Raw genomic sequence first — 21,400 nt, forward strand, 5'->3', positions numbered from 1 at the left:
TCGGCGGCCCCTCCTCATGCGTACAGGAGGAATTCACCTTCCCGGGAGTCGGGCGGTCCGGGTAAGGTCCCCGATCACCCGCCGGTCGATCATTCGCGCGGCGGGACTGTTGTTCGACTCATCAGGGGGAAAGATGAAGAAGCAGCTGAAGAGACAGGCACTCCGGTCCGTGGCCAGAGGCGGGCTCGCGGTGGGGGCGGCCTTCGGGATGGTGCTGCTCGCCAACGCGCCGGCGATGGCGGCCGACCAGTGGGTGTACTGGACCGAGGGCAACGACGACATCGAGATCGACCTGCACCGCGACGGCACCTTCCGCGGCTACGGCGTCTTCAACGCCGACCCGCACGGTCTCGTCAACCCGGTCCCCGGAGACGCGTTCCAGGCGTGCGACAAGTACGCCGACGGCAAGGGTATCGAGGTCCAGCGGAAGTTCGAGGGCGGCTCCTGGCAGACCATGGCCACCACTCGGGGCATGAACGCGCCCCACTGCTCCCTGTGGGAGACCGACAACATGCCCGAGGAGACCTTCCTGGGCGTCCGCGTCTGCATCGTCGAGGGCACCCACCGGACATGCTCGGACGACAGGTGGACCTGGGCCTGAGCCAGCGGCCGGAAGGGGCCCGGCCACCCATGGCCGGGCCCCTTCCGCCGTCGCCCGCCGCCTCCTCGGCGCGGCCCCGGCCGGTTCCTCCTACTTCTCGCAGAACTCCGCCTCGACGATCGACAGGCTGTCGCCCGTCCAGTCGCCGTTGAAGTTGAAGGTGAGGGTGTGGCGGCCGTCGGCGGTGGTGGCGGTTTCGGAGAGGGAGCCGTGGATGCCGCCGCTGTGGCCCCAGAGCTGGACGCCGCAGGAGAGCTCGTAGGTGATGAGGCCGAGGCCGTAGCCGCCGTTCTCGCCGTCGACGGGGATGACGTTCTTCATCTCGGCGAGCTGCTTCCTCGGGAGGAGCTTGCCGCGCAGCAGCGCCGAGTAGAAGCGGTTGAGGTCGTCGGCGTCGGAGATCATCCCGCCGGCGGCGCCGGCCGCCGAGGGGTTGAACCTGGTGACGTCGTAGGTCTTTCCGTCCGTCGTCTCCGCGAGCTTGGAGTAGGCGCGGCTGTGCGGCTTCGGGAGGGTGGGGTCGGTGCCGGGGACCTCGGTGTCGGTCAGGCCGAGGGGCTTGATGACGCGGGCCCGGATCTCGTGGCCGTACGAGTGTCCGGTGGCCTTCTCGATGACCATGCCGGCGAGTACGTAGTTGGTGTTGGAGTAGCTCCAGTCGGTGCCGGGGGCGAAGTCCGGCTTGTGCTTCATGGCGATGCCGACCAGTTCGCGCGGGGTCCAGGTGCGGTAGCGGTTCTTGAAGAAGCCCTCGGCGAGGAAGACGTCCTTCACGAACCGGTCGTCCGAGGTGTACTCGGCGATTCCGCTGGTGTGGTTGAGGAGTTGGCGCAGCGTCACCTCGCGGCCGTCGTGCCCCTTGCCCCGGACGACGCCCGGCAGCCACTTCTCCACCCTGTCGTCCAGGGACAGCCCGCCCTCGGCCTCCAGTTGCAGCAGCACGGTGGAGACGAAGGTCTTGGTGATGCTGCCGACGCGGAAGTGGTCGCGGGCGGAGCGCGGTTCGCCCGTCTTCAGGTCGCCGACGCCCGAGGTGGCCTTCCAGACGCCGTGTTCGTCCTTGGCCTGGGCGGCGATGCCGACGACTCCGTCCTTCACATTGGCGTCCAGCGCCTTCCGGGTGGCGGCGTGGTCGCCTCTCCCCGGAGCGGCGGTGGGGACGGCCGCCACCGCCGGGACGGCCAGCGCCAGCGCGGCGGCCACGGCGGTCGCCGCCAGCAGAGTCGTACGGATCGAGCGGGACGAGCGGGAGGTGCGGGGCGTGTGAGTGGGGCGGGGCGGGCGTGCGGGCATGTGGGTGTTCCCCCTTCGGCCGGCGTTCTCGGCTGTTCCGAGAACGGTTCGGTCTGGGGACAGGACACCGGTGGTCCGCGCCGGGTTGAGCGGTCCGCGGCCGTTGAGCCGTTTTCAGCCCTTCCGGAGGACCAGCTCCGTATTGCGGTCGCCGGCCGTGCCGGTGAGCGTGTCGCGGCGGCCGGGGGCGTTGTAGGACAGCTCGCGGTAGAGGGCGGCGAGGCCGGTCTGCGAGAGGTCCGTGAAGTTCGTGGCGTGCGGGGCGGCCGATTCGATCAGGGTGGTGAAGAGGGAGAGCGTGCCGTCCTTGTTGTCCACCAGCTCGATGACCCGGGCGAGTTGCGGGAAGTCGATGTGGGAGGCCGTGGAGATCTCCCAGAAGGAGCCGCCGCTCGCCGCCGAGTGCGGGGTGACGCGGTTGCGGTGGCTGTGGCCGTTCACCCAGGCCAGAACGGAGCGGTGGCGGCCGAGCAGGGCGAGCACCTCGTCGCCGCCGTGGCGGGCCTCGGTGGGGCGGGCGGGGTCCTTGCGCAGGTTCCGCATCGACTTGCTGGTGTGGTGGCTGAAGACGACGGCGTACGAACCGTCCTTGGCCGCCTCCTTCAGCGTGCTGTCCAGCCACTTGAGCTGAGCCGTGCCGAGCGAGCCCTCGTAGTGGCCGCCGGGGTCGGTGGAGTCGAGGCTGATGCCGATGACGTCGTCGGCTACGCGGAAGGCGTAGTACTGGGTGCGGGCGTCCAGGTTGGCCTTCGAGTAGCCGTGGCCGACCGGGCCGGGGCCCGTGTGGGCCGGGTCCAGGTGGGCCTTCAGGTACTCCTGCGGGGTGAACGGGGCGCGGTTCTCGTCCGGGGTGACCGCACGCATCTTCTTCGCCTGGGCCTTGAGGATGGCCTTCCACTCGGCGCCCCGGGGGTCGCCGCCGCTCTTGACGTTGTCCCAGATGGCCTTGCCGACCTGCTCGTCCAGGGTCATCAACTTCTTGCCGCCGACGGCGAACTCGGCGAACCAGGAGTCGCCGGGGGCGTAGCAACCGCCGGGGAGGGAGTCGTGGTTGCCGACCGTGGAGTACCAGGGGACGTTCAGGCCGGGGCTGTTGACCTCGCGGATCGCGGCGGCCAGGAAGCCGTTCAGGCGGGGGAAGCCGAGCTGCTTGTCGGCGTCGCGGAGGGCCGCGTCCGGCTGCCAGTAGAGCTTCAGGCCGGAGTTCTGGACGCCCTCGTAGCGGCGCGGGTCACCGGAGTTGGGGGTGACGCGGCCACCGCTCATCACCTTCAGGAACCAGTCCAGTTCCGTCTTGGAGTTGTTGTCGGTGTTGTCGCCGGTCGTCATCACGAAGTGCAGCGGTGAGCCGGTCACCGGGGCGCCGCGCAGCGCGTTCACCCGCTCGACGAGCGAGACCGCGCCGGCCACGGACAGCGCCTCCTGCGGGCGCCAGGCGCTGGCGGTCTGGGCGCGGAGGTACTCGTAGCGCAGCGGGTGCTGGACGTCGACCACGTGCAGGTCGGTGAACTGCACGAAGGAGGCCAGTGCCGTACGGCGGTTCTCGCGGCCGGACTTGGGGGTCGCGAGGTCGCCGCGCACGACCCGCTTCCAGGCCGGGCCGCCGCCGAGGCGGCGGTAGCCGGAGGAGTTGCGGGGGGCGGCGGCCGAGGCGAGGGTGGTGCCTCGGGTGTAGGGCGCGAGGGGTGCGGCCGGGGCCTCTCTGTTGGAGAGGTTGGCGAGGGGGACCTCGGTGGCCGCGGCGCGGTCGGCGGCGGTGGTGGCGGCGTGGGCGTCGGTCTCCGGCCGCAGGGCGAAGCCGACCCCCGCGGCGAGGCCGACCGCGCCGGTGGCGGCGAGGAAGGCCCGGCGGTCAGGGTTGGTGGCGGCGGCAGCGACTGAGCGTATGCGCGACATGGCGCGGTCTCCCCGAGTGCGAACGCGTCGGAAGTGGTCGCGGGGCCGCTCCGCGGTGGGGGCCGGAGTGGGGTTCCCGCTCTTCCTTGATGCTTGGCAGCCGGGGTGGCCTGGACGTTAACGACGTCGCAACGGGTGGCGCCGATCACCGTACGTGGATCTTCGGGTACGGGGGCGTTCACTGGGGGTTCCCGAATGTGAGGGGGAGGGAAGGGAGTCGGTCACTCCTTGTTCATCTGGCGGGGTAGGGCACCTGTTCGCCGTGGGGGCTTCGGTGGTGCCGTGAGTGCGGGTGCGTCGTGGTTGTTCGCGCGGTTCCCCGCGCCCCTAAGCGGACACCGGTGGTTGCAGGTGGCCGTTCTCCGGGCGCTCCCTCCACAGGCCCAGAGCCGCGTCCACCAGGTCCACGCGGTCCAGGGCCGGGATCTCGTCCAGGGGGTGCCAGGCGGCCAGGTCCGTGGAGCCGTTCGTCTCGTGGCGGAGGTCGCCGCCGGTGATGTGGGCCTCGTAGACGATGCGGAGGGCCTGGAAGTCGACGGCGGCGCCGAGGCGGCGGGGGTGGTGGTGGCGCCTGGTGTCGATGCCGAGGAGGGTGGTGGGGGTGATGGTGTAGCCGGTCTCCTCGGTGGCCTCGCGGACGACCGTGTCGTACGGGTCCTCGCCGTGTTCCATGCCGCCGCCGGGCAGGGTCCACCGCTTCTCGCGTCCGTCCGGGGAGACCCAGCGGGCCAGCAGCAGGTGTCCGTCGCGGACGCAGACGGCGTAGGCCGCCACTCTCAACTCCTCGCGCATGACCAGACGTTAGCCAAAATGTCCGCTCAGGCGCGGCCGACGGCGACCGCATCGGTGGCGGGTTTACGCCATGACACAATTCCGCCTCGGTCAACACTCCCCAAACATGTGTCACTTCGGTAAGGCTGAGCGATCATCCGGTATCGCATAACGGACCGGACCGATCCGAAACCGCCGCTCGGATCATCAATGTTCGTTCTCACCTGAATCTCACCCACAGGGACGCTGATGACCCTCACCCCCCACCCCGGCCCCCGGCCGGGTGCGAGACGCGTGGCACGCGTAGCCGTGGCCGCGGGACTCGTCGCCGCGCTCTCCGCGGCAGGACCGATACCCATGGCCTTCTCGGCGGACGACCCTCCCCCACGGCCAAACGCGTGGGAGGTACCCTCAGCGGTCGTCCCGGCGGACGGCGGTGTCAAGTCCGCGCACGACAAGCTCGGCGCGACCGACGCCGACCTGCTCGCCGAGGCCAAGGCCGACGGCGACAAGAACATCACGATGATGATCGCCACCGCGCCCGGCAGGACCGAACAGGTCGCCGAGCAGCTGGACTCGGTCAAGGGCGGCTCAGTGGGCCGTACCTACGACAAGCTCGGCTACGTCCGCGCCACGGTCCCGACCAAGAGCGCCGACTCGGCCATCTCGGCCGCCGCGAAGCTCTCCTCGGTGCAGGGCATCGACCTGCGCCAGCAGATCGTCCTCGACGACCCCTCGCCGGCCGCGGACACCGCCGAGGGCGCGAAGACGCAGACCACGGTCGCCAAGACGTACCCGGCGCCGGACAAGAACACCCCCGCCGAGAACCCGTACAACCCGTCCTTCGAGACGGGCGCCGTCGACTTCGTGAAGCAGAACCCGAAGGCGGACGGCCGGGGCATCACCATCGGCGTCCTGGACTCCGGTGTCGACCTCGCGCACCCCGCGCTGCGGAAGACCACCACCGGCGAGCGCAAGATCGTCGACTGGGTGACGTCCACCGACCCGATCACCGACGGCGACGGCAGCTGGCGCCCGATGACGAACTCGGTCTCCGGGCCGACGTTCACCTTCGGCGGCCGGACCTGGACCGCGCCCTCGGGCACGTACTCGGTGAACACCTTCCGCGAGTCCGTCACGGCGGCCGGTGACGCCGCCGGTGACGTGAACCGGGACGGCGACACCACCGACGCGTGGGGCGTGCTCTACGACGCGGCGGCCGGCACGGTCACCGTCGACGTGAACCAGAACTTCGACTTCACCGACGACCGGCCGATGAAGCCGTACAAGGACGGCTACCAGGTCGGCTACTTCGGCACCGACGACCCGTCGACCGATGTCGCCGAACGCCAGCCGTTCGTCGTCGAGTTCCGCAAGGACGTCCCGATGGACCCCTTCGGGGGCGACTGGGTCGGCAAGAAGGCCGACTTCGTCAACATCGGTCTCATCTCCAGCGAGCACGGCACCCACGTCGCCGGCATCACCGCCGCGAACGGGCTGTTCGGCGGCAGGATGAACGGTGCCGCGCCCGGCGCGAAGCTCGTCTCGTCCCGCGCCTGCCAGTTCGGCCCCGGCTGCTCCAACGTGGCGCTCACCGAGGGCATGATCGACCTCGTCGTCAACCGTGGCGTGGACATCGTCAACATGTCCATCGGCGGCCTCCCGGCGCTGAACGACGGCAACAACGCGCGCGCCGCGCTCTACACCCGCCTCATCGACACCTACGGCGTCCAGCTGGTCATCGCCGGCGGCAACGAGGGCCCCGGCGCCAACACCATCGGCGACCCCGGCCTGGCCGACAAGGTCATCTCGGTCGGCGCGGCGATCTCCAAGGAGACCTGGGCCTCCAACTACGGCTCGCAGGTCACCAAGGACTACCAGCTGTTCAACTTCTCCTCGCGCGGCCCGCGTGAGGACGGCGGCTTCACGCCGACCCTGGTGGCGCCCGGCGCCGCCGTCAACACCACGCAGACCTGGCTGCCGGGCTTCATCGCCCCCGAGGCCGGCTACACGCTCCCGGCCGGCTACCAGATGCTGAACGGCACCTCGATGGCCTCCCCGCAGGCCGCCGGCGCCTCCGCGCTGCTGCTCAGCGCCGCCAAGCAGAAGGGCATCGACCTGACGCCCCTGAAGCTGCGGACCGCGCTGACCTCGACCGCCGACCACATCGACGGTGTCCAGGCGTACGCCGAGGGCGCGGGCCTGATCGACATCGTCGACGCGTGGAAGTCGGTCAAGGCGGGCGCGACGGCCCACGAGTACGCGGTCAAGGCCCCGGTCGACACCGCGATCGACTTCGCGCTGAAGACCCCGGGCTTCGGCACCGGCGTCTACGACCGCGAGGGCGGCCTGGAGGTCGGGCAGCAGAAGACGTACGACGTGACCATCACCCGTACCTCCGGCGCCGACAAGGCGATCCGCCACCGGCTGCGCCTGGAGAACAACGGGCACCACCCGTTCCGGATCGTCGGTTCCCACTCGGTCTCGCTGCCGTTGAACGTGCCGGTCACCGTGAAGATCGCCGCCAAGCCGAAGGACGCGGGCCTCACCAGCGCGATCCTGGAGATCGACGACCCGAAGACCGAGGGCATCGACCGTCAGGTCCTCAACACGGTGGTCGTCTCCGCGCCGCTGAAGTACACCCACTCGGCGTCCGGCACGGTCCAGCGCAACTCCTTCAAGTCGTACTTCATCACCGTCCCCGAGGGCGCCAAGACCCTCGAGGTCGCGATCAGCGGGCTGAAGGACAAGAGCCAGACCCGCTTCATCGCCAACCACCCGTACGGCACCGCGGTCGAGGACACCGGCTCGCCGTACTGCTACAGCAACTACCTCGACGGCAGCGGTTGCCGGCCGGACGTGCGCGCGTACGCCGACCCGCAGCCCGGCGTCTGGGAGATCGAGGTCGAGTCGCGCCGGACCTCCCCGGTGCTCGACAACACGTTCAAGCTGGACTTCTCGGTGTACGGCGCGAGCTTCGACCCGGAGGTCGTGACCGTGCCCGAGGCCAAGGTCGGCACCCCGACCGCCGCCTCCTGGAAGGTCACCAACGACCTCGCCCCCGTCGACGGCAAGCTGACGGGCGGCCCGCTGGGCTCGGCCAAGAGCGACCGGCCGACCATCGCCACCGGTGTCACCCAGACCTCCACGGTCGAGGTGCCCGCGGGCGCCGACTCCCTGGACGTCGCCATCGGCAACACGGCGGACACCGGCGCCGACCTGGACCTGTACGTGTACGACGCCGAGGGCACCCAGGTGGCGTTCGAGGCGGACGGCGACTCCGAGGAGTCCGTCTCCATCCCGAAGCCGGCCGCCGGTACGTACACCGTCGAGGTCGTCGGCTACGCGGTGCCGTCCGGGTCGACCGCGTACGACTACCGCGATGTGTTCTTCTCCTCCGCACTGGGCGGGATCAAGGTCGCGGACACCGCCGTCAAGCTCGGCACGGGCGCGACGGCCACCGTCTCCGGTGAGGTCGTCGCGGCGGCCGAGGCCCCGGCCGGCCGGGAGTTCTTCGGCCAGGTCCAGCTGGTGAACGCGCGCGGCACCGCGGCGGGCACCGGCAGCGTACGGATCGAGAAGGTCACGCCGTAGTGCGCCGGTAGTACTCCGGTAAGTACTCCGGTGGTGCGTGAGTGAAGGGGAGGGGCGGGTGTCCGGCAGGACACCCGCCCCTCCGTCGTCCGGTCCTCCCGCCTCAGCGGGTCACTCGCATCCCAGCCCCTTCGAGCCCGGCAGCGCCTCCTCGATCCAGGCCCGGTCGCGGGCGATCTCCGACTCCGTCGTGGTCCAGATGTCCGGCTGCGCGCTGTCCTCCGGGATGCCGACGAGGACGTGGTCGCCCTGCCGCAGCCGGGGCTCGACGTCGTGGGCCATGGGGAAGTCGATCCGCTTCTCGCCCTCGCCGGGCTTGATCCAGCGGTCCACCTCGACCGTGATCCGGTCGTGCGCGGCCCCGGGCACGGGTTCGACCCCGGTGACGGTGCCCTCGACGATGAGCCGGGCGCAGGCGACGTACCCCTCCTCGGTGAGCAGGCCGGAGTCGGTGTCCGCGCTCTCGTCGCGCTGTGCCCCGCCGTCCGACTTGCTGGCGGCGCCCGAGTCGGACGACGTCCCGTTCGCCCCGCCGCCGGTCTGGACGACGACCCAGCCGATGCCGAGGACGACGGAGGCCGCCGCGGCGGCGGCGAGGGTGCCGAAGGTGATCCTCAGGGCGCGCCGGGCGCGGGACGGCCGCGGCGACAGGGGTGTCACCGACGCGGTGGGGGCCGCCGCGGGCCCGGACACCCGCCCGGGGTCCGTCTGGGCACCGGCCGCGTCCCCCGGCCGCGCGGCCACGGGTCGCCCCGCCGAACCCCCGGCCGCGGCCTCCTGTCCCGTGGCCGCCAGCGCGTCACCGATCAGCCCCAGCTGCTCCCGCAGCAGCGCGATGTCCCCGGCGGCGGTGTCCCGGGCCGCCACGAACTCGCCGTCCCGCAGCGCCTCCTCGGACAGCGGTTCGTCCAGCAGGGCCGCCATCAGCGCGTCCATACCGGAGTGGAGGGGGCCGTCGAAGTCGGGCTCGTCGAAGGTGAATTCGTCAAGGGGGGATTCGTCGAGGGGGGATTCGTCGAGGGCGGAGCCGTCGGAGGTGGGTCCGTCGTACGTCGGAGTCTCGTGCCCGGCGTCGTGTCGGCTTTCTTCCTGGGCGGACACGTCACACCACCTCGTCCTCGTGCAGGCGGGTGCGCAGCGCGCGGACCGCCGAGTGGAGCCTGCTCTTGACCGTGCCCTCGGGGATGCCCAGTTCGTCGGCGATCCCACGGACCGGCAGGTCGGCGTAGAAGCGCAGGACGAGGACCTGGCGCAGGGCGTCGGGCAGTTCGTCCAGGCCCCGTGCGACGGCGAGCGAGAGCACGCTGGAGTCCTCGCCGGAGGGGTGCTCGTGCTGGCGCAGCGAGGCCAGCCGTTCGCCCAGGCGTTCCTGGCGCCGCTTGGCGCGATGCCAGTCCATCGCCAGGTTGGAGGCCACCACCGCCGCCCACGCGGACACGTCCCGCGGTGCCTCCCGGCCGCTCGCGGCCCGCTCCAGCAGCCGCAGCCGTACCTGCTGCACCCCGTCCAGCAGGTCCGACTGCGGCACACCGCCGAGCGCGAGCACGGCCCGCACCCGCCGTTCCTGGGCCGCGTCCAGTGGGTCGTCCGCCTCCGTGACCCCCTCGACGTGGCGCGCCTTTCTGCGCAGCACAGCCACCCCTCCCCCCTCCCGCGTTTCCCCTACGACGCCGGCACGGCCCGAAACGTTCGGCCGGCCCGGCCCGACTTCCCGGTCGGACGCGGAGGCGTACGTCACACCTTCGCGTGCACCCGGGTGCCGTGGGCAGGGTCGAGGCAGCACAGCTTGCGGTACGGGGCCGTCACGGGGCGAATTTCTCCAGCTCAGCCGGGGTGGAGGCCATAGAAGCGGCTCCGCCGCCGGGGGCGGTCGCGTCCCGTCCCTCGAACGTTCCGGTCAAAGGATTGGACACGCGGGCCGGGACTGACCGCATGATGGAAACGCCTCGGTCACGCCGCAGACACACACAAGCCACGTAAAAGGAGTCGCCGTGAGGGTCGGAATCGTCGGAGCCACCGGTCAGGTCGGCACGGTCATGCGCAGGATCCTCAAGGACCGTGACTTCCCGACGCGCGAGCTGCGTCTGTTCGCGTCCGCCCGTTCCGCCGGTTCGGTCATCGACGGGGTGACGGTCGAGGACGCGGCGACGGCCGACTACTCCGGCCTCGACATCGTGCTGTTCTCGGCGGGCGGCGCGACCTCGAAGGCGCTGGCCGAGAAGGTGGCGTCGCAGGGCGCGGTCGTGATCGACAACTCCTCCGCCTGGCGCCGCGACCCCGAGGTGCCCCTCGTGGTGTCCGAGGTGAACCCGCACGCGATCGCCGACCGCCCCAAGGGCATCATCGCCAACCCGAACTGCACGACGATGGCCGCGATGCCGGTGCTGCGTCCGCTGCACGACGAGGCGGGCCTCGAAGCGCTGGTCGTCGCCACCTACCAGGCGGTCTCCGGCTCCGGTCTCGCGGGCGTCGCGGAGCTGCACGGCCAGGTCCAGAAGGTCGCGGGCGACGCGGAGAAGCTGACGCACGACGGTTCGGCGGTCGACTTCCCCGAGCCCGGTGTCTACCAGCGGCCCATCGCCTTCAACGTCATCCCGCTCGCCGGTTCGATCGTCGACGACGGTCTGCACGAGACGGACGAGGAGCAGAAGCTCCGCCACGAGTCCCGCAAGATCCTGGAGATCCCCGGCCTCAAGGTCTCCGGCACCTGTGTCCGCGTCCCGGTCTTCTCCGGGCACTCCCTCCAGATCAACGCCCGCTTCGCCCGGCCGATCCCGGTGGAGCGCGCGACGGAACTGCTCGGCGGCGCGCCCGGTGTGGCCCTCTCCGACATCCCGACCCCCCTCCAGGCCGCCGGCCAGGACCCGTCCTTCGTGGGCCGTATCCGCGCCGACGAGACGGTCGAACACGGCCTCGCCCTCTTCGTCTCCAACGACAACCTCCGCAAGGGCGCCGCGCTGAACGCGGTCCAGATCGCGGAGCTGGTGGCGGCGGAGCTGAACGAGAAGTAGGCGGTCGGTACGCGGAAGGGGCGCCCCCGGATGCCGGGGGCGCCCCTTTGCGTGGTCAGAGGGCCAGTTGCTGCCGCAGGGCCCGGTCGATCTCCTTGAGCACGTGCGGCGGTACGACGCCGATCCGATGGCCGAACCGTGAGAGGTCCAGCACCTGAATCTGCTCGCACTGCGCCTTGGAGTCTTTCCGCAGGCCGCAGGCCGCAGTCCGCAGCGCGCAGGCGGACCTGGAAGGGCCAGACACGGGAGATGTCGGAGGTCACCGGCACCACCGCCAAGACCCCACGCCCCGCTCGGCCGGCCATGCGGTTGGCTGCGTTGTTGGTGACGAGGACCGCCGGACGCTTCCTGTCCGCCTCACTGCCGACGACCGGCGCCAGATCAGCCAGGTAGATGTCACCTCGACGCATCGGAGAGACCGTCCCCTGCCATGCGGTCCCACAGTTCCGCGTCTCCGCTCGCGTACCACTCGTCCCAGGCCGCGAGGTAGTCCTCCTCCAGAGCGGACTCGCGCAGCAACTGGACGGCGACACGTATTCACGGCGGACCTGGACAGTCCTTTCCGAGCCGCGTACCCATCGACGAACGCGACATCCTCCTGGGGCAGACTGACGCTGATCTTCATACCAAGAATGCTACTGATGAGGCCCGTCGGTACTACATACCCGCACACCCCCACCCCATGGAAGGATGGCGCAACCCACACATACCGAGGAGATGACCGCGTGCCTGGCACAAACCTGACCCGCGACGAGGCTCAGCAGCGGGCGGCGCTGCTCAGCGTCGACTCGTACGAGATCGATCTCGACCTCTCCGGCGCGCAGGAGGGCGGCACCTACCGGTCCGTGACCACGGTGCGCTTCGATGTCGCCGAGACCGGCGCGGCGTCCTTCATCGACCTGGTGGCCCCGGCGGTCCACGAGGTGACCCTCAACGGCGACGCGCTGGACCCGGCGGAGGTCTTCGCGGACTCCCGGATCGCGCTCCCGGGCCTGCTGCAGGGCCGGAACATCCTGCGGGTCGTGGCCGACGCCGCGTACACCAACACCGGTGAGGGTCTGCACCGGTTCGTCGACCCGGTCGACGACCAGGCCTATCTGTACACCCAGTTCGAGGTCCCGGACGCCCGCCGCGTCTTCGCGTCCTTCGAGCAGCCGGATCTGAAGGCGACCTTCCAGTTCACCGTGAAGGCCCCGTCCGGCTGGACCGTCATCTCCAACTCGCCGACGCCGGAGCCCAAGGACGACGTCTGGGTGTTCGAGCCGACGCCCCGTATCTCGACGTACATCACGGCGCTCGTCGTGGGCCCGTACCACTCCGTGCACAGCGTGTACGAGAAGGACGGGCAGAGCGTGCCGCTCGGCATCTACTGCCGGCCGTCCCTCGCCGAACACCTGGACTCCGACGCGATCTTCGAGGTCACCCGGCAGGGCTTCGCCTGGTTCCAGGAGAAGTTCGACTACGCGTACCCGTTCAAGAAGTACGACCAGCTGTTCGTGCCGGAGTTCAACGCGGGCGCGATGGAGAACGCGGGCGCGGTGACCATCCGCGACCAGTACGTGTTCCGTTCGAAGGTGACGGACGCCGCGTACGAGGTCCGCGCCGAGACCATCCTCCACGAGCTGGCCCACATGTGGTTCGGCGACCTGGTGACGATGGAGTGGTGGAACGACCTCTGGCTGAACGAGTCGTTCGCCACGTACACGTCGATCGCCTGCCAGGCCGACGCGCCGGGCTCGCGGTGGCCGCACTCCTGGACGACGTTCGCCAACTCCATGAAGACCTGGGCGTACCGGCAGGACCAACTGCCGTCCACGCACCCGATCATGGCGGAGATCAACGACCTGGACGACGTCCTCGTCAACTTCGACGGCATCACGTACGCGAAGGGGGCGAGCGTGTTGAAGCAGCTCGTCGCCTATGTCGGCCAGGACGAGTTCTTCCGGGGCGTGCAGGCGTACTTCAAGGCGCACGCGTACGGCAACACGCGACTGTCCGATCTGCTGGGCTCCCTGGAGGAGATCTCGGGCCGCGATCTGAAGGCCTGGTCGAAGGCGTGGCTGGAGACGGCGGGCATCAACGTCCTGCGCCCGGAGATCGAGACGGACGGGGAGGGCGTCATCACGGCCTTCGCGATCCGTCAGGAGGCCCCGGCGCTGCCCACGGGCGCGAAGGGCGAGCCGACGCTCCGCCCGCACCGCATCGCGGTCGGCCTGTACGAACTGGACGAGGCCAGTGGCAAGCTGGTCCGTGACGAGCGCGTCGAGCTGGACGTGGACGGCGAACTGACCGCCGTACCGCGGCTGGTGGGCAAGCGCCGCCCGGCGGTCGTCCTCCTCAACGACGACGACCTCTCCTACGCGAAGGTCCGCCTCGATGAGCAGTCCCTCGCGTTCGTCACCGAGCACCTCGGCGACTTCGAGGCCTCCCTCCCCCGCGCGCTGTGCTGGGCCTCGGCCTGGGACATGACACGTGACGCGGAGCTGGCGACCCGCGACTACCTGTCCCTGGTCCTCTCCGGCATCGGCAAGGAGTCGGACATCGGTGTCGTGCAGTCCCTGCACCGCCAGGTGAAGCTGGCGGTCGAGCTGTACGCCGACCCGACGGCCCGTGAGGCGCTGCTGACCCGCTGGACGGACGCCACGCTCGCGCATCTGCGCGCCGCCGAGGCCGCCTCCGACCACCAGCTGGCCTGGGCCCGCGCGTTCGCCGCGACCGCCCGCACCCCCGAGCAACTGGACCTCCTGGAGGGCCTGTTGGAGGGCACGCAGACGATCGAGGGCCTCGCCGTCGACACCGAGCTGCGCTGGTCCTTCGTGCAGCGGCTCGCGGCGGTGGGCCGGTACGACGAGGCGGAGATCGCCGGCGAGTACGGGCGGGACAGGACGGCCGCCGGTGAGCGGCACGCGGCCACGGCCCGTGCCTCCCGCCCGACCGCCGAGGCCAAGGCGGAGGCCTGGGCCCAGGTCGTCGAGTCGGACAAGCTGCCCAACGCCCTCCAGGAAGCGGTCATCGGCGGCTTCGTCCAGACCGATCAGCGCGATCTGCTCGCCACGTACACCGACAAGTACTTCGAGGTGGTGAAGGAGATCTGGGAGTCCCGCTCCCACGAGATCGCCCAGCAGATCGCCATCGGCCTCTACCCGACCGTCCAGGTCTCGACCGACACCCTGCGCAAGACCGACACCTGGCTGACCGGCGCCGAGCCCACCGCGGCCCTGCGCCGTCTGGTCTCGGAGTCCCGCTCGGGCGTGGAACGCGCCCTGAGGGCCCAGGCGGCGGACGCGGCGGCGCCCTCGGCGTAGCGAGGACCGCCCGCACGACCACGCCACCCGGCGTATGACGGGGGCGCCCGGTGATGTCACCGGGCGCCCCCTTTCCGTGCCGGTCGGCCGGGGCGACGTCAGGCGCCGGACGGGCGCCGGACGGTCGGCGTCGGCCGGTGTGCCGTGCCGCGTGGTGCCGCCAGTGGGCGGTCGTTCCGTGGCGGTGTGCGGTGTGGCCGGAGTTGGCCGAGGACCGTCGCGCCGAAGGCGATGGTCATGCCGAGGAGTTGGAGCGGGGTGAGGGACTGGCCGAGGGCCGCCCAGCCGACGACGGCGGCGGTCAGGGGGGAGAGGGGGCCGAGGAAGGTGACCTGGGTGGCGGAGAGGCGGCCGATGCCCCGGAACCAGAGCCAGTAGGAGACGGCGGTGTTGGCGAGGGCGAGGTAGAGGTAGCCGCCGATCGCCCGGGTGTCCAGGGCCGGGGGCGCGCCCTCGATCAGCAGGGTGAGCGGGGCGATCAGCAGGCCGCCGGCGGTCAGTTGCCAGCCGGTGAGGGCGAGCGGGCCGACGCCGGGCGGGCGGCCCCAGCGCTTGGTCAGGACCGTGCCGGTGGACATGGAGGCGGTGGAGGCGAGCGCCGCGACCAGGCCGACCGGGTCCAGCGCGCCCGCCGCCTTCAGGACGACCAGGCTGACGCCGAGCGCCGCCGCGATCCCGGTGAGCAGGGTGCGTACGGTCGGCCGCTCCCCCAGCAGCACGGTCGCCAGGCCCGCGACGAACAGCGGGCCGACCGAGCCGACGACCGCCGCCATACCGCCCGGCAGCCGGTACGCGGAGAGGAAGAGCAGCGGGAAGAAGGCGCCGATGTTCAGCGCGCCCAGCACCGCGGCCTTCCCCCACCAGACCCCGCTGGGCAGCCTGCGCGAGAGCGCCAGAAGCAGCAGCCCCGCCGGCAGCGCCCGCGCCAGGCCCGTGAACAGCGGGCGGTCGGCCGGCAGGAACTCCGTCGTCACGGCGTAGGTGGTGCCCCAGGAGATGGGGGCGAGCGCGGTGAGGGCGATGAGAGGGGGTCGACCCGCGGTGGGCGTGGCGCGCGCGGTGAGCGGGGTGGGCGCGGTCATGGGGCGCATCCTTCGCGACTCGATTAGCTTGCTTGCAATTAGCTTAACGCTAAGCAACTTTCCGTCAAGCCACTTTCTTGCGGCCGACCCGTCGGCGGCCGATACTCACCCCATGAACGCGCGCCCCGAGCCCGACCGGCCCCTTCGCGACCCCGTCGACGCGATCATCGACCAGTGGGCGCTCGCCCGGCCCGATCTGGACACCACCGCGATGGAGGTGTTCGGCCGCGTCAACCGGCTCGCACGGACGCTCGGCGACCGGATGGAGAAGGCGTACGCGCGGTTCGGGATCTCGCGCGGCGAGTTCGACGTGCTCGCGACCCTGCGGCGGTCCGGCGAGCCGTACACGCTCTCGCCCCGCGAACTCTCCGCCACCCTGATGCTCACCACCGGCGGGATGACCGGCCGCCTCGACAAGCTCGAACGCGCGGATCTGCTCCGCCGCTCCCCCGACCCGCACGACCGCCGCGCCCTCCAGGTCACCCTGACCGACGAGGGCCTGCGTCTCGTCGACGACGCCGTGGCCGCGGGGCTCGCCATCCAGACCGAGGCGCTCTCCCCGCTGAACGACGAACAGGCCGGCCAGTTGGCCGGCCTGTTGAGGACGCTGGTGGTGGGGACGGGGGCGTAGAGGAGCGGCCCGGACGGCGGCCGGATCACACCTCGGAGCCCAGCGGCTTCCCCGGCTCCAGCGACTCCCCCAGCGGCTCCCCCAGCCACTCCCTCAGCGCCGCCTCGACCGTCGCGTCGTCGACGGCGTCGTCCGCCGCCCAGGCCACGTATCCGTCGGGCCGGACCAGCACGGTCGTACGACAATCACTCGTCCAGTGGCCGACGGCGAGGCGGTCGCCCCGGTCACCCTCGGGCTCCCGGCCGGGCGGGGTGACGAGGACGAACCGGCCGCCGCGCAGGGACTCGTGGAGGCGGCCGGTGATGAGGGCGACGTCCGGGACGCGGGTGCCGACCAGGCGGTGGGCACCGCGCGGTGCCGCGTACCGGTAGCCGATACCGGTGATCCGGCCGACCGCCCTGGTGCGGACCGGGGCGACCTGGTTGACCAGGGTGGTGAGGGCGGTGCGGAGCCCCAGCATCCAGGGGGACTTGGCCATGGCGAGGCGGACGATGCCCCCGCTGCTGCGGAGCACGGCCCGGCCGACGGGGTGGCGTTCGGCCTCGTAGGTGTCGAGGAGCGCGGGGTCCGCGTGGCCGCCCAGGACGGCGGCGAGCTTCCAGCCGAGGTTCGCGGCGTCCTGGAGACCGGTGTTCATGCCCTGCCCGCCGGCCGGGGTGTGGACATGGGCGGCGTCACCGGCGAGGAAGACACGGCCGACGCGGTACGCGGGGGCCTGGCGCTCGTCGCTGTGGAAGCGGGACATCCAGCGGGCGTCGCGCATACCGTAGTCACGGCCGAGGGCGAGCCGGGTGATCTCCCTGACCTCGTCGAGGCCGAGCGGCTCGCTGTCGGGGACGTCGTGGCCCCGGTGCCAGCCGATGACCCGGTGGTAGCCGTCGCCGAAGGGCGCGATGAAGGCGAAGGCGTCGCCGACGGCGTTCGCGGTCAGCACCTGGGCGGGTTCCTCGTCGAGCCGTACGTCCGCGAGGACCACCGAACGGATGACCGACTTCCCCGGGAACGGCAGCCCGACCGCCGTACGGACCGCGCTGCGGTGCCCGTCCGTCCCGACGACGTACGCGGCGATGAGCCGGTCCGTCCCGCCGTCGGCCGTGCGGACGACGACCGTGACGCCGCCCTCTTCCCCGCCCGCTCCCACGCCCGTGGCCGTGCCCGCGTCCGTGCCTTGCTCGATGGCGGTCACCTCCGTCTCGTACCGGAACCGCACCCCGGCCTCCACCGCCCGGCGCTCCAGGACCTCCTCCACCTCGTACTGCGGGATGACCAGCAGATGGTTGAAGCGGGAGGGGAGGGTATCGAGGCGTACGGAGAGGCGGCCGAAGAGGTTGATGCGGTCGAGGGTGCGGCCCTTTGCCTCCAGCGCGTCGGCGAGGCCCCGGGCGTCGAGCTGCTCCAGCGTGCGGGCGTGCACGACGAAGGCCCGGGAGAGGTTGCTGATCCGGTGACCTCGCTTCTCGACGAGCGTGACGGGGACACCGGCGGCGGCGAGGTCGCCCGCCAGCAACAACCCGGTGGGGCCCGCGCCCACGACGATGACGTGGCGCTCGCTGGTCTCTCCGTTCATGGCGGCCTCCTGCCGACGCGGGTGACTCGACGGCTGCTTGCCAACGTTTGTTGGCCAACACCTGTTGTCAACGTAAGGACACCCGGCTGGACTGTCAACACGCGTTGGCCTACGTTTGTTGGCATGACCGATACGGAAGCCGCGCCTCCCGCGCGAACACCCCGCCGCTCCGACGCCACCCGGCAGGCGATCCTCCGGGCCGCGCGCGAGCGGTTCGCGGCCGACGGGTACGACCGGGCCACCATCCGGGCCATCGCCAAGGACGCGCGGATCGATCCGTCGATGGTCATGCGGTACTACGGCTCGAAGGAGGGCCTGTACGCGGCGGCCCTCGACGTCGATCTGCGGCTGCCGGACCCGGACTCGTTCGACGCGGGGGACGTGGGCCGGGTGCTGGTGAGCCACTTCCTCGACCTCTGGGAGGAGAACGAGGTGCTCACCGCGATGCTCCGGGTCGGCGCGACGAACCAGGCGGGCGCCGAGCGGATGCAGGGTGTCTTCCGGGACCAGTTGCTGCCGCTCGCGCGGCGGGTGTGCCCGGACCCCGAACAGGCGCCGACGCGGGCGGCGCTGTGTTCGTCACAGGTGCTGGGGCTGGCGCTGGCGCGCTATGTCCTGCGGTTCGGGCCGGCCGTCGCGCTGAGCCGTGAGGAGATCGTGGAGTGGCTGGGGCCGACGGTGCGGCGGTATCTCACGGCGCCCCGGCCGTAGCGGCGCGTGCCGGGAACGCGTCGAGGGCACCCTCCGCACCGGTGTGCGGAGGGTGCCCTCAAGGCAGTCAGGCCTTGGCCTTCGCCTTGGCCTTGGCCTTCGGCTGACGGTCCGTCGACCCGTCCAGGACCATCACGAGACCGGTGATCACCGCGAACAGGGCGAGCGGCGCGACGACGAAGAGGCCGAGCGTCTCGATCACGCTGAGGCCCGGACCCGGGTCGTCGCCGTCGTCGGGCGTCAGCGCGAGGGCGGGGGACGACATGAGCAGCATCATCAGCGTCGTACCGGCAGCCAGGGCGCCGGCGCGCAGGGCGTTCTTCTTGTCCACGCGCTAAAGGTAACGAACGCGGGTGAGCTTCGCTGAACCGGGGGCGCCTAATGGCTCGGGGGGGTGGGGGTTCGTGGGCGGGTGCGGGTGCGTGGGGCTTCTCGCGCGGTTCCCCGCGCCCCTGAAAGATTCAGGCCCCCGCGGGCCTGAAAGACCACGGCCCCGCGCCCCTGGAAAGCAAGGGGCGCAGCCCCTGCTTTCCAGGGGCGCGGGGAACTGCGCGACCAGCCCCCACGCACCCGCACCCGACAACGCACCCCCGGCGGAGCTATGACGCGCCCCCGCCCCTCAATACATCCACCAACGCGTACAGCCGAGGGGACGCCGCCAGGTCCTCCAGTGTCACGGGGCGACCCGTCGCGTCGGCGATCGGGAGGCGCCAGTTCGGATACTGATCCCACGTGCCGGGCAGATTCTGCGGACGCCGGTCGCCGAGCGTGTCGGGGAGCCAGAGTCCGATCATGCGTGCGGGCGTACGGAGCAGGAACCGGTGGACAGCCTGGATCCGGTCCTCCTCGGAGGTCGTGGAGATGCCCCCGCCCGCCCCCTTCAGCAGGCCCAGCCGGGCGAGAAGGGCCAGCCACTCACCCGCGTCGGCCGCGGCCTCGGCCCGCTCCTCGGCCAGCGAACGGGTGAGCAGCCCCAGCCCGTGGCGGAGATCGACGTGGTCGCAGGTCAGCCGGGACGCCGTGGGCGGGAGGTCGTGCGTGGTGGCGGTGGCGAGACAGTTCGCGCGCCAGCGCTCCGGCGGCAGGGGGCGGCCCGTGCCCTCCCAGTCGCGCTCGAACCACAGGACGGACGTGCCGAGCACACCGCGCGCGTCGAGGGCCTCGCGAACCCCCGGCTCGACCGTGCCGAGATCCTCGCCGATCACCAGCGCCCCGGCCCGTGACGCCTCCAGGACCAGGATCGCGAGCATGGCGTCCGCGTCGTAACGGACGTAGGTGCCCTCGGTCGGGGCCTGGCCCTGGGGCACCCACCAGAGGCGGAACAGGCCCATGACGTGGTCGATGCGGAGGGCGCCCGCATGGCGCAGGAGGGCGCGCAGGAGGTGGCGGTAGGGGGCGTATCCGGACTCGGCGAGACGGTCGGGGCGCCAGGGCGGCAGGCCCCAGTCCTGGCCCCGGGAGTTGAAGGCGTCGGGGGGCGCGCCGACGGACATGCCGGCCGCGAAGAACTCCTGCTGCGCCCAGGCGTCGGCACCGCCGGGGTGCACGCCGACGGCCAGGTCGTGGACGAGTCCGATCGGCATGCCCGCGTCGCGCGCGGAGCGCTGCGCGGTGCCGAGCTGGGCGTCGGTCAGCCAGGCCAGCCGGGTGTGGAAGTCGACGCGGTCCATCAGCTCGCCCCGGGCGCGCGCCGTCTCGGCGGAGCGCGGGTCGCGCAGGCCCGCCGGCCAGCGCTGCCAGTCGGAGCCGTAGACCTCGGCGAGCGCGCACCAGGTGGCGTGGTCCTCCAGCGCCTCGCCCTCCTCGGCGAGGAAGTCCCAGTACGCGGCCCGTCGCCCGGGGCCGAGTTCCACGGCGCGCACCTGTTCCAGGGCCTCGCGCTTGAGGTCCCACACGGCGTCCCGGTCGATCAGCTCACCCTTGTCCAGGACGGATTCCCGCAGCCGCGCGGCCCGTTCCCGCAAGGAGTCCGGGGTGGGGGCGTACGGGTATTCGTGGATGTCCTCGACGCGCAGATGGACCGGGTCCGGATAGCGGCGGGAGGACGGGCGGTACGGGGAGGGGTCGGTGGGGGTGCCGGGGACGGCCGCGTGCAGCGGGTTGACCTGGACGAATCCGGCGCCGAGTGCGCGGCCGGCCCAGGCGGTGAGTTCGGCGAGGTCGCCGAGGTCGCCCATGCCCCAGCTGCGGCGCGAGAGGAGCGAGTAGAGCTGGACGAGGAGGCCGTAGGTGCGGCCGGGCGGGGCGGGCAGCCGGGCCGGGGCCACGACGAGGTGGGTGCCGGCGGTGCGGCCGTCGGGGGTGGTGGCGCGCAGGGCGTGCACGCCCGGGGGCAGGTTCTCGATGCCGGTACGGACTTCGCCCTGTTCGGTCTCGACGCGCAGCCGGGTGCCGTCCGGGAGGGCGGTCAGCGCGGCGGGCGGCGCGCCGTCGGCCCACCGGACCACGGTGGGCGGCAACAGCCGTGCGTCCAACTGCCGTTCGCGTGCCGCGAGGGCGGCCGTCACGGCCTCCGGGGTGCTCGCGTCGACGTCCAGCGCGGCGAGGGCGGCGACGACCGCGCCGTCCGAGGCCGCGACCGTACGGTCCGGTGAGGGGCTGTAGGAGGTGGCGACGCCGTGCAGTGCGGCGAGCCGGGCCAGTGGGGTGCCGGGCATCGGGCTCGAACCCCCTGGATCTTCGTGCATCTAGACCCCCGCTGCGGCGCCGTGGGACGTGGGTTCACTGGTGAGGGGTGCCGCGTCGGTGAGGGGCGGCTCGCTGGTGAGGGGCTCGGCGTCGGGGAGCGGGGGCTCGCTGGTGAGCGGGGCGTCGGCGCAGGGGCCCTCGGCGCTGAAGACGCAAGTGTGGGGCTCGTGGAGCTCGTACGGCTCCGCGGTGCGTTTGGAGCGGGCCTGGGTCGGAAGGTGAGCCGGTGCGGCCACGGGGGCCTCCTTGT

Annotated in this window: 17 protein-coding genes and 1 pseudogene; 6 read left to right on the plus strand and 12 right to left on the minus strand. The window is 71.7% G+C overall.

Translation table 11 applies throughout. The annotated features are described in order from the left end of the window. Positions 1–133 precede the first annotated feature (133 nt). Positions 134–601 carry a hypothetical protein gene (locus F9278_RS14395; protein WP_152168691.1) on the plus strand — a complete coding sequence of 156 codons (468 nt, stop codon included), beginning with the start codon at positions 134–136 and terminating at the stop codon, positions 599–601. Between the two features lie 90 nt (positions 602–691). On the opposite strand, the gene F9278_RS14400 is transcribed toward F9278_RS14395, so the two are convergent. The 3 genes from F9278_RS14400 to F9278_RS14410 all read right to left on the minus strand — a co-directional run bounded on the left by F9278_RS14400 (position 692) and on the right by F9278_RS14410 (position 4,582). Continuing rightward, positions 692–1,894: a serine hydrolase domain-containing protein gene (locus F9278_RS14400; protein WP_193241479.1), complete on the minus strand. Its 1,203-nt coding sequence runs from the start codon at positions 1,892–1,894 to the stop codon at positions 692–694. Between the two features lie 114 nt (positions 1,895–2,008). Then, entirely contained in the window at positions 2,009–3,790 is a 1,782-nt protein-coding gene (locus F9278_RS14405; RefSeq protein WP_152168692.1) for a TIGR03767 family metallophosphoesterase, read from the minus strand. Positions 3,791–4,117: 327 nt separating this feature from the next. Next, a complete protein-coding gene (locus F9278_RS14410) occupies positions 4,118–4,582 on the minus strand; it encodes an NUDIX hydrolase (protein WP_152168693.1) in 465 nt (154 codons plus the stop codon). A 228-nt stretch (positions 4,583–4,810) separates the two neighbouring features. On the opposite strand from F9278_RS14410, the gene F9278_RS14415 reads away from it, so the two are divergent. Next, positions 4,811–8,155, plus strand: a complete 3,345-nt coding sequence (locus F9278_RS14415; RefSeq protein WP_152168694.1) for a S8 family serine peptidase — start codon at positions 4,811–4,813, stop codon at positions 8,153–8,155. Positions 8,156–8,266: 111 nt separating this feature from the next. Here the strand turns inward: F9278_RS14415 and F9278_RS14420 are convergent, their stop codons facing one another. Both F9278_RS14420 and F9278_RS14425 read right to left on the minus strand, forming a co-directional pair. Beyond that, positions 8,267–9,256 (minus strand): hypothetical protein, encoded by a 990-nt coding sequence (locus F9278_RS14420; RefSeq protein WP_226966736.1) that lies wholly within the window; start codon positions 9,254–9,256, stop codon positions 8,267–8,269. Between the two features lies 1 nt (position 9,257). Continuing rightward, a complete protein-coding gene (locus F9278_RS14425) occupies positions 9,258–9,788 on the minus strand; it encodes an RNA polymerase sigma factor (RefSeq protein ID WP_404818882.1) in 531 nt (176 codons plus the stop codon). A gap of 358 nt (positions 9,789–10,146) precedes the next feature. Here F9278_RS14425 and F9278_RS14430 point away from each other — a divergent pair, with 358 nt between their 5' ends. Further along, positions 10,147–11,166, plus strand: a complete 1,020-nt coding sequence (locus tag F9278_RS14430) for an aspartate-semialdehyde dehydrogenase (protein ID WP_152168696.1) — start codon at positions 10,147–10,149, stop codon at positions 11,164–11,166. Positions 11,167–11,221: 55 nt separating this feature from the next. Here F9278_RS14430 and F9278_RS48155 read toward each other — a convergent pair whose 3' ends face one another. Then, on the minus strand, positions 11,222–11,410 hold the full coding sequence (locus tag F9278_RS48155) for a type II toxin-antitoxin system PemK/MazF family toxin (protein ID WP_264300168.1): 189 nt from the start codon (positions 11,408–11,410) through the stop codon (positions 11,222–11,224). Between the two features lie 22 nt (positions 11,411–11,432). After that, positions 11,433–11,576, minus strand: a pseudogene (locus F9278_RS48160) (type II toxin-antitoxin system PemK/MazF family toxin); the annotation flags it as partial. Between the two features lie 315 nt (positions 11,577–11,891). Between F9278_RS48160 and pepN the strand changes: the two are divergent. After that, positions 11,892–14,471 (plus strand): aminopeptidase N, encoded by a 2,580-nt coding sequence (gene pepN, locus F9278_RS14445; protein ID WP_152168697.1) that lies wholly within the window; start codon positions 11,892–11,894, stop codon positions 14,469–14,471. Between the two features lie 98 nt (positions 14,472–14,569). Here the strand turns inward: pepN and F9278_RS14450 are convergent, their stop codons facing one another. Continuing rightward, a complete protein-coding gene (locus F9278_RS14450; protein WP_152168698.1) occupies positions 14,570–15,553 on the minus strand; it encodes an EamA family transporter in 984 nt (327 codons plus the stop codon). A gap of 112 nt (positions 15,554–15,665) precedes the next feature. Here F9278_RS14450 and F9278_RS14455 point away from each other — a divergent pair, with 112 nt between their 5' ends. Continuing rightward, a complete protein-coding gene (locus F9278_RS14455) occupies positions 15,666–16,184 on the plus strand; it encodes a MarR family winged helix-turn-helix transcriptional regulator (RefSeq protein ID WP_152168699.1) in 519 nt (172 codons plus the stop codon). A 25-nt stretch (positions 16,185–16,209) separates the two neighbouring features. On the opposite strand, the gene F9278_RS14460 is transcribed toward F9278_RS14455, so the two are convergent. Beyond that, a complete protein-coding gene (locus tag F9278_RS14460; RefSeq protein ID WP_152168700.1) occupies positions 16,210–17,751 on the minus strand; it encodes an FAD-dependent monooxygenase in 1,542 nt (513 codons plus the stop codon). A 123-nt stretch (positions 17,752–17,874) separates the two neighbouring features. Here F9278_RS14460 and F9278_RS14465 point away from each other — a divergent pair, with 123 nt between their 5' ends. Next, positions 17,875–18,462 carry a TetR/AcrR family transcriptional regulator gene (locus F9278_RS14465; RefSeq protein WP_152168701.1) on the plus strand — a complete coding sequence of 196 codons (588 nt, stop codon included), beginning with the start codon at positions 17,875–17,877 and terminating at the stop codon, positions 18,460–18,462. Positions 18,463–18,529: 67 nt separating this feature from the next. On the opposite strand, the gene F9278_RS14470 is transcribed toward F9278_RS14465, so the two are convergent. The 3 genes from F9278_RS14470 to F9278_RS14480 form a co-directional block, all read right to left on the minus strand. Further along, the gene (locus F9278_RS14470) at positions 18,530–18,793 is read right to left on the minus strand and encodes a hypothetical protein (RefSeq protein WP_152168702.1); all 264 of its coding nucleotides are present in this window, start codon (positions 18,791–18,793) and stop codon (positions 18,530–18,532) included. Between the two features lie 268 nt (positions 18,794–19,061). Next, complete coding sequence (gene malQ / locus F9278_RS14475; protein ID WP_152168703.1) at positions 19,062–21,119, minus strand: 4-alpha-glucanotransferase; 2,058 nt, start codon at positions 21,117–21,119, stop codon at positions 19,062–19,064. A gap of 30 nt (positions 21,120–21,149) precedes the next feature. Beyond that, positions 21,150–21,386, minus strand: coding sequence for a hypothetical protein (locus tag F9278_RS14480; RefSeq protein ID WP_152168704.1), 237 nt, complete (start codon positions 21,384–21,386; stop codon positions 21,150–21,152). Positions 21,387–21,400 lie beyond the last annotated feature (14 nt).

The organism is Streptomyces phaeolivaceus, assembly GCF_009184865.1.
Taxonomy (GTDB): domain Bacteria; phylum Actinomycetota; class Actinomycetes; order Streptomycetales; family Streptomycetaceae; genus Streptomyces; species Streptomyces phaeolivaceus.

Excerpts from the sequence above, each read along its gene's own strand:
- F9278_RS14410 (WP_152168693.1), bottom strand. The coding sequence starts at position 4,582 with ATGCGCGAGGAGTTGAGAGTGGCGGCCTACGCCGTCTGCGTCCGCGAC.
- F9278_RS14465 (WP_152168701.1), top strand. The coding sequence starts at position 17,875 with ATGACCGATACGGAAGCCGCGCCTCCCGCGCGAACACCCCGCCGCTCC.
- F9278_RS14455 (WP_152168699.1), top strand. The coding sequence starts at position 15,666 with ATGAACGCGCGCCCCGAGCCCGACCGGCCCCTTCGCGACCCCGTCGAC.
- F9278_RS14450 (WP_152168698.1), bottom strand. The coding sequence starts at position 15,553 with ATGACCGCGCCCACCCCGCTCACCGCGCGCGCCACGCCCACCGCGGGT.
- F9278_RS14395 (WP_152168691.1), top strand. The coding sequence starts at position 134 with ATGAAGAAGCAGCTGAAGAGACAGGCACTCCGGTCCGTGGCCAGAGGC.
- F9278_RS14400 (WP_193241479.1), bottom strand. The coding sequence starts at position 1,894 with ATGCCCGCACGCCCGCCCCGCCCCACTCACACGCCCCGCACCTCCCGC.
- malQ (WP_152168703.1), bottom strand. The coding sequence starts at position 21,119 with ATGCCCGGCACCCCACTGGCCCGGCTCGCCGCACTGCACGGCGTCGCC.
- F9278_RS14415 (WP_152168694.1), top strand. The coding sequence starts at position 4,811 with ATGACCCTCACCCCCCACCCCGGCCCCCGGCCGGGTGCGAGACGCGTG.
- F9278_RS14460 (WP_152168700.1), bottom strand. The coding sequence starts at position 17,751 with ATGAACGGAGAGACCAGCGAGCGCCACGTCATCGTCGTGGGCGCGGGC.
- F9278_RS14405 (WP_152168692.1), bottom strand. The coding sequence starts at position 3,790 with ATGTCGCGCATACGCTCAGTCGCTGCCGCCGCCACCAACCCTGACCGC.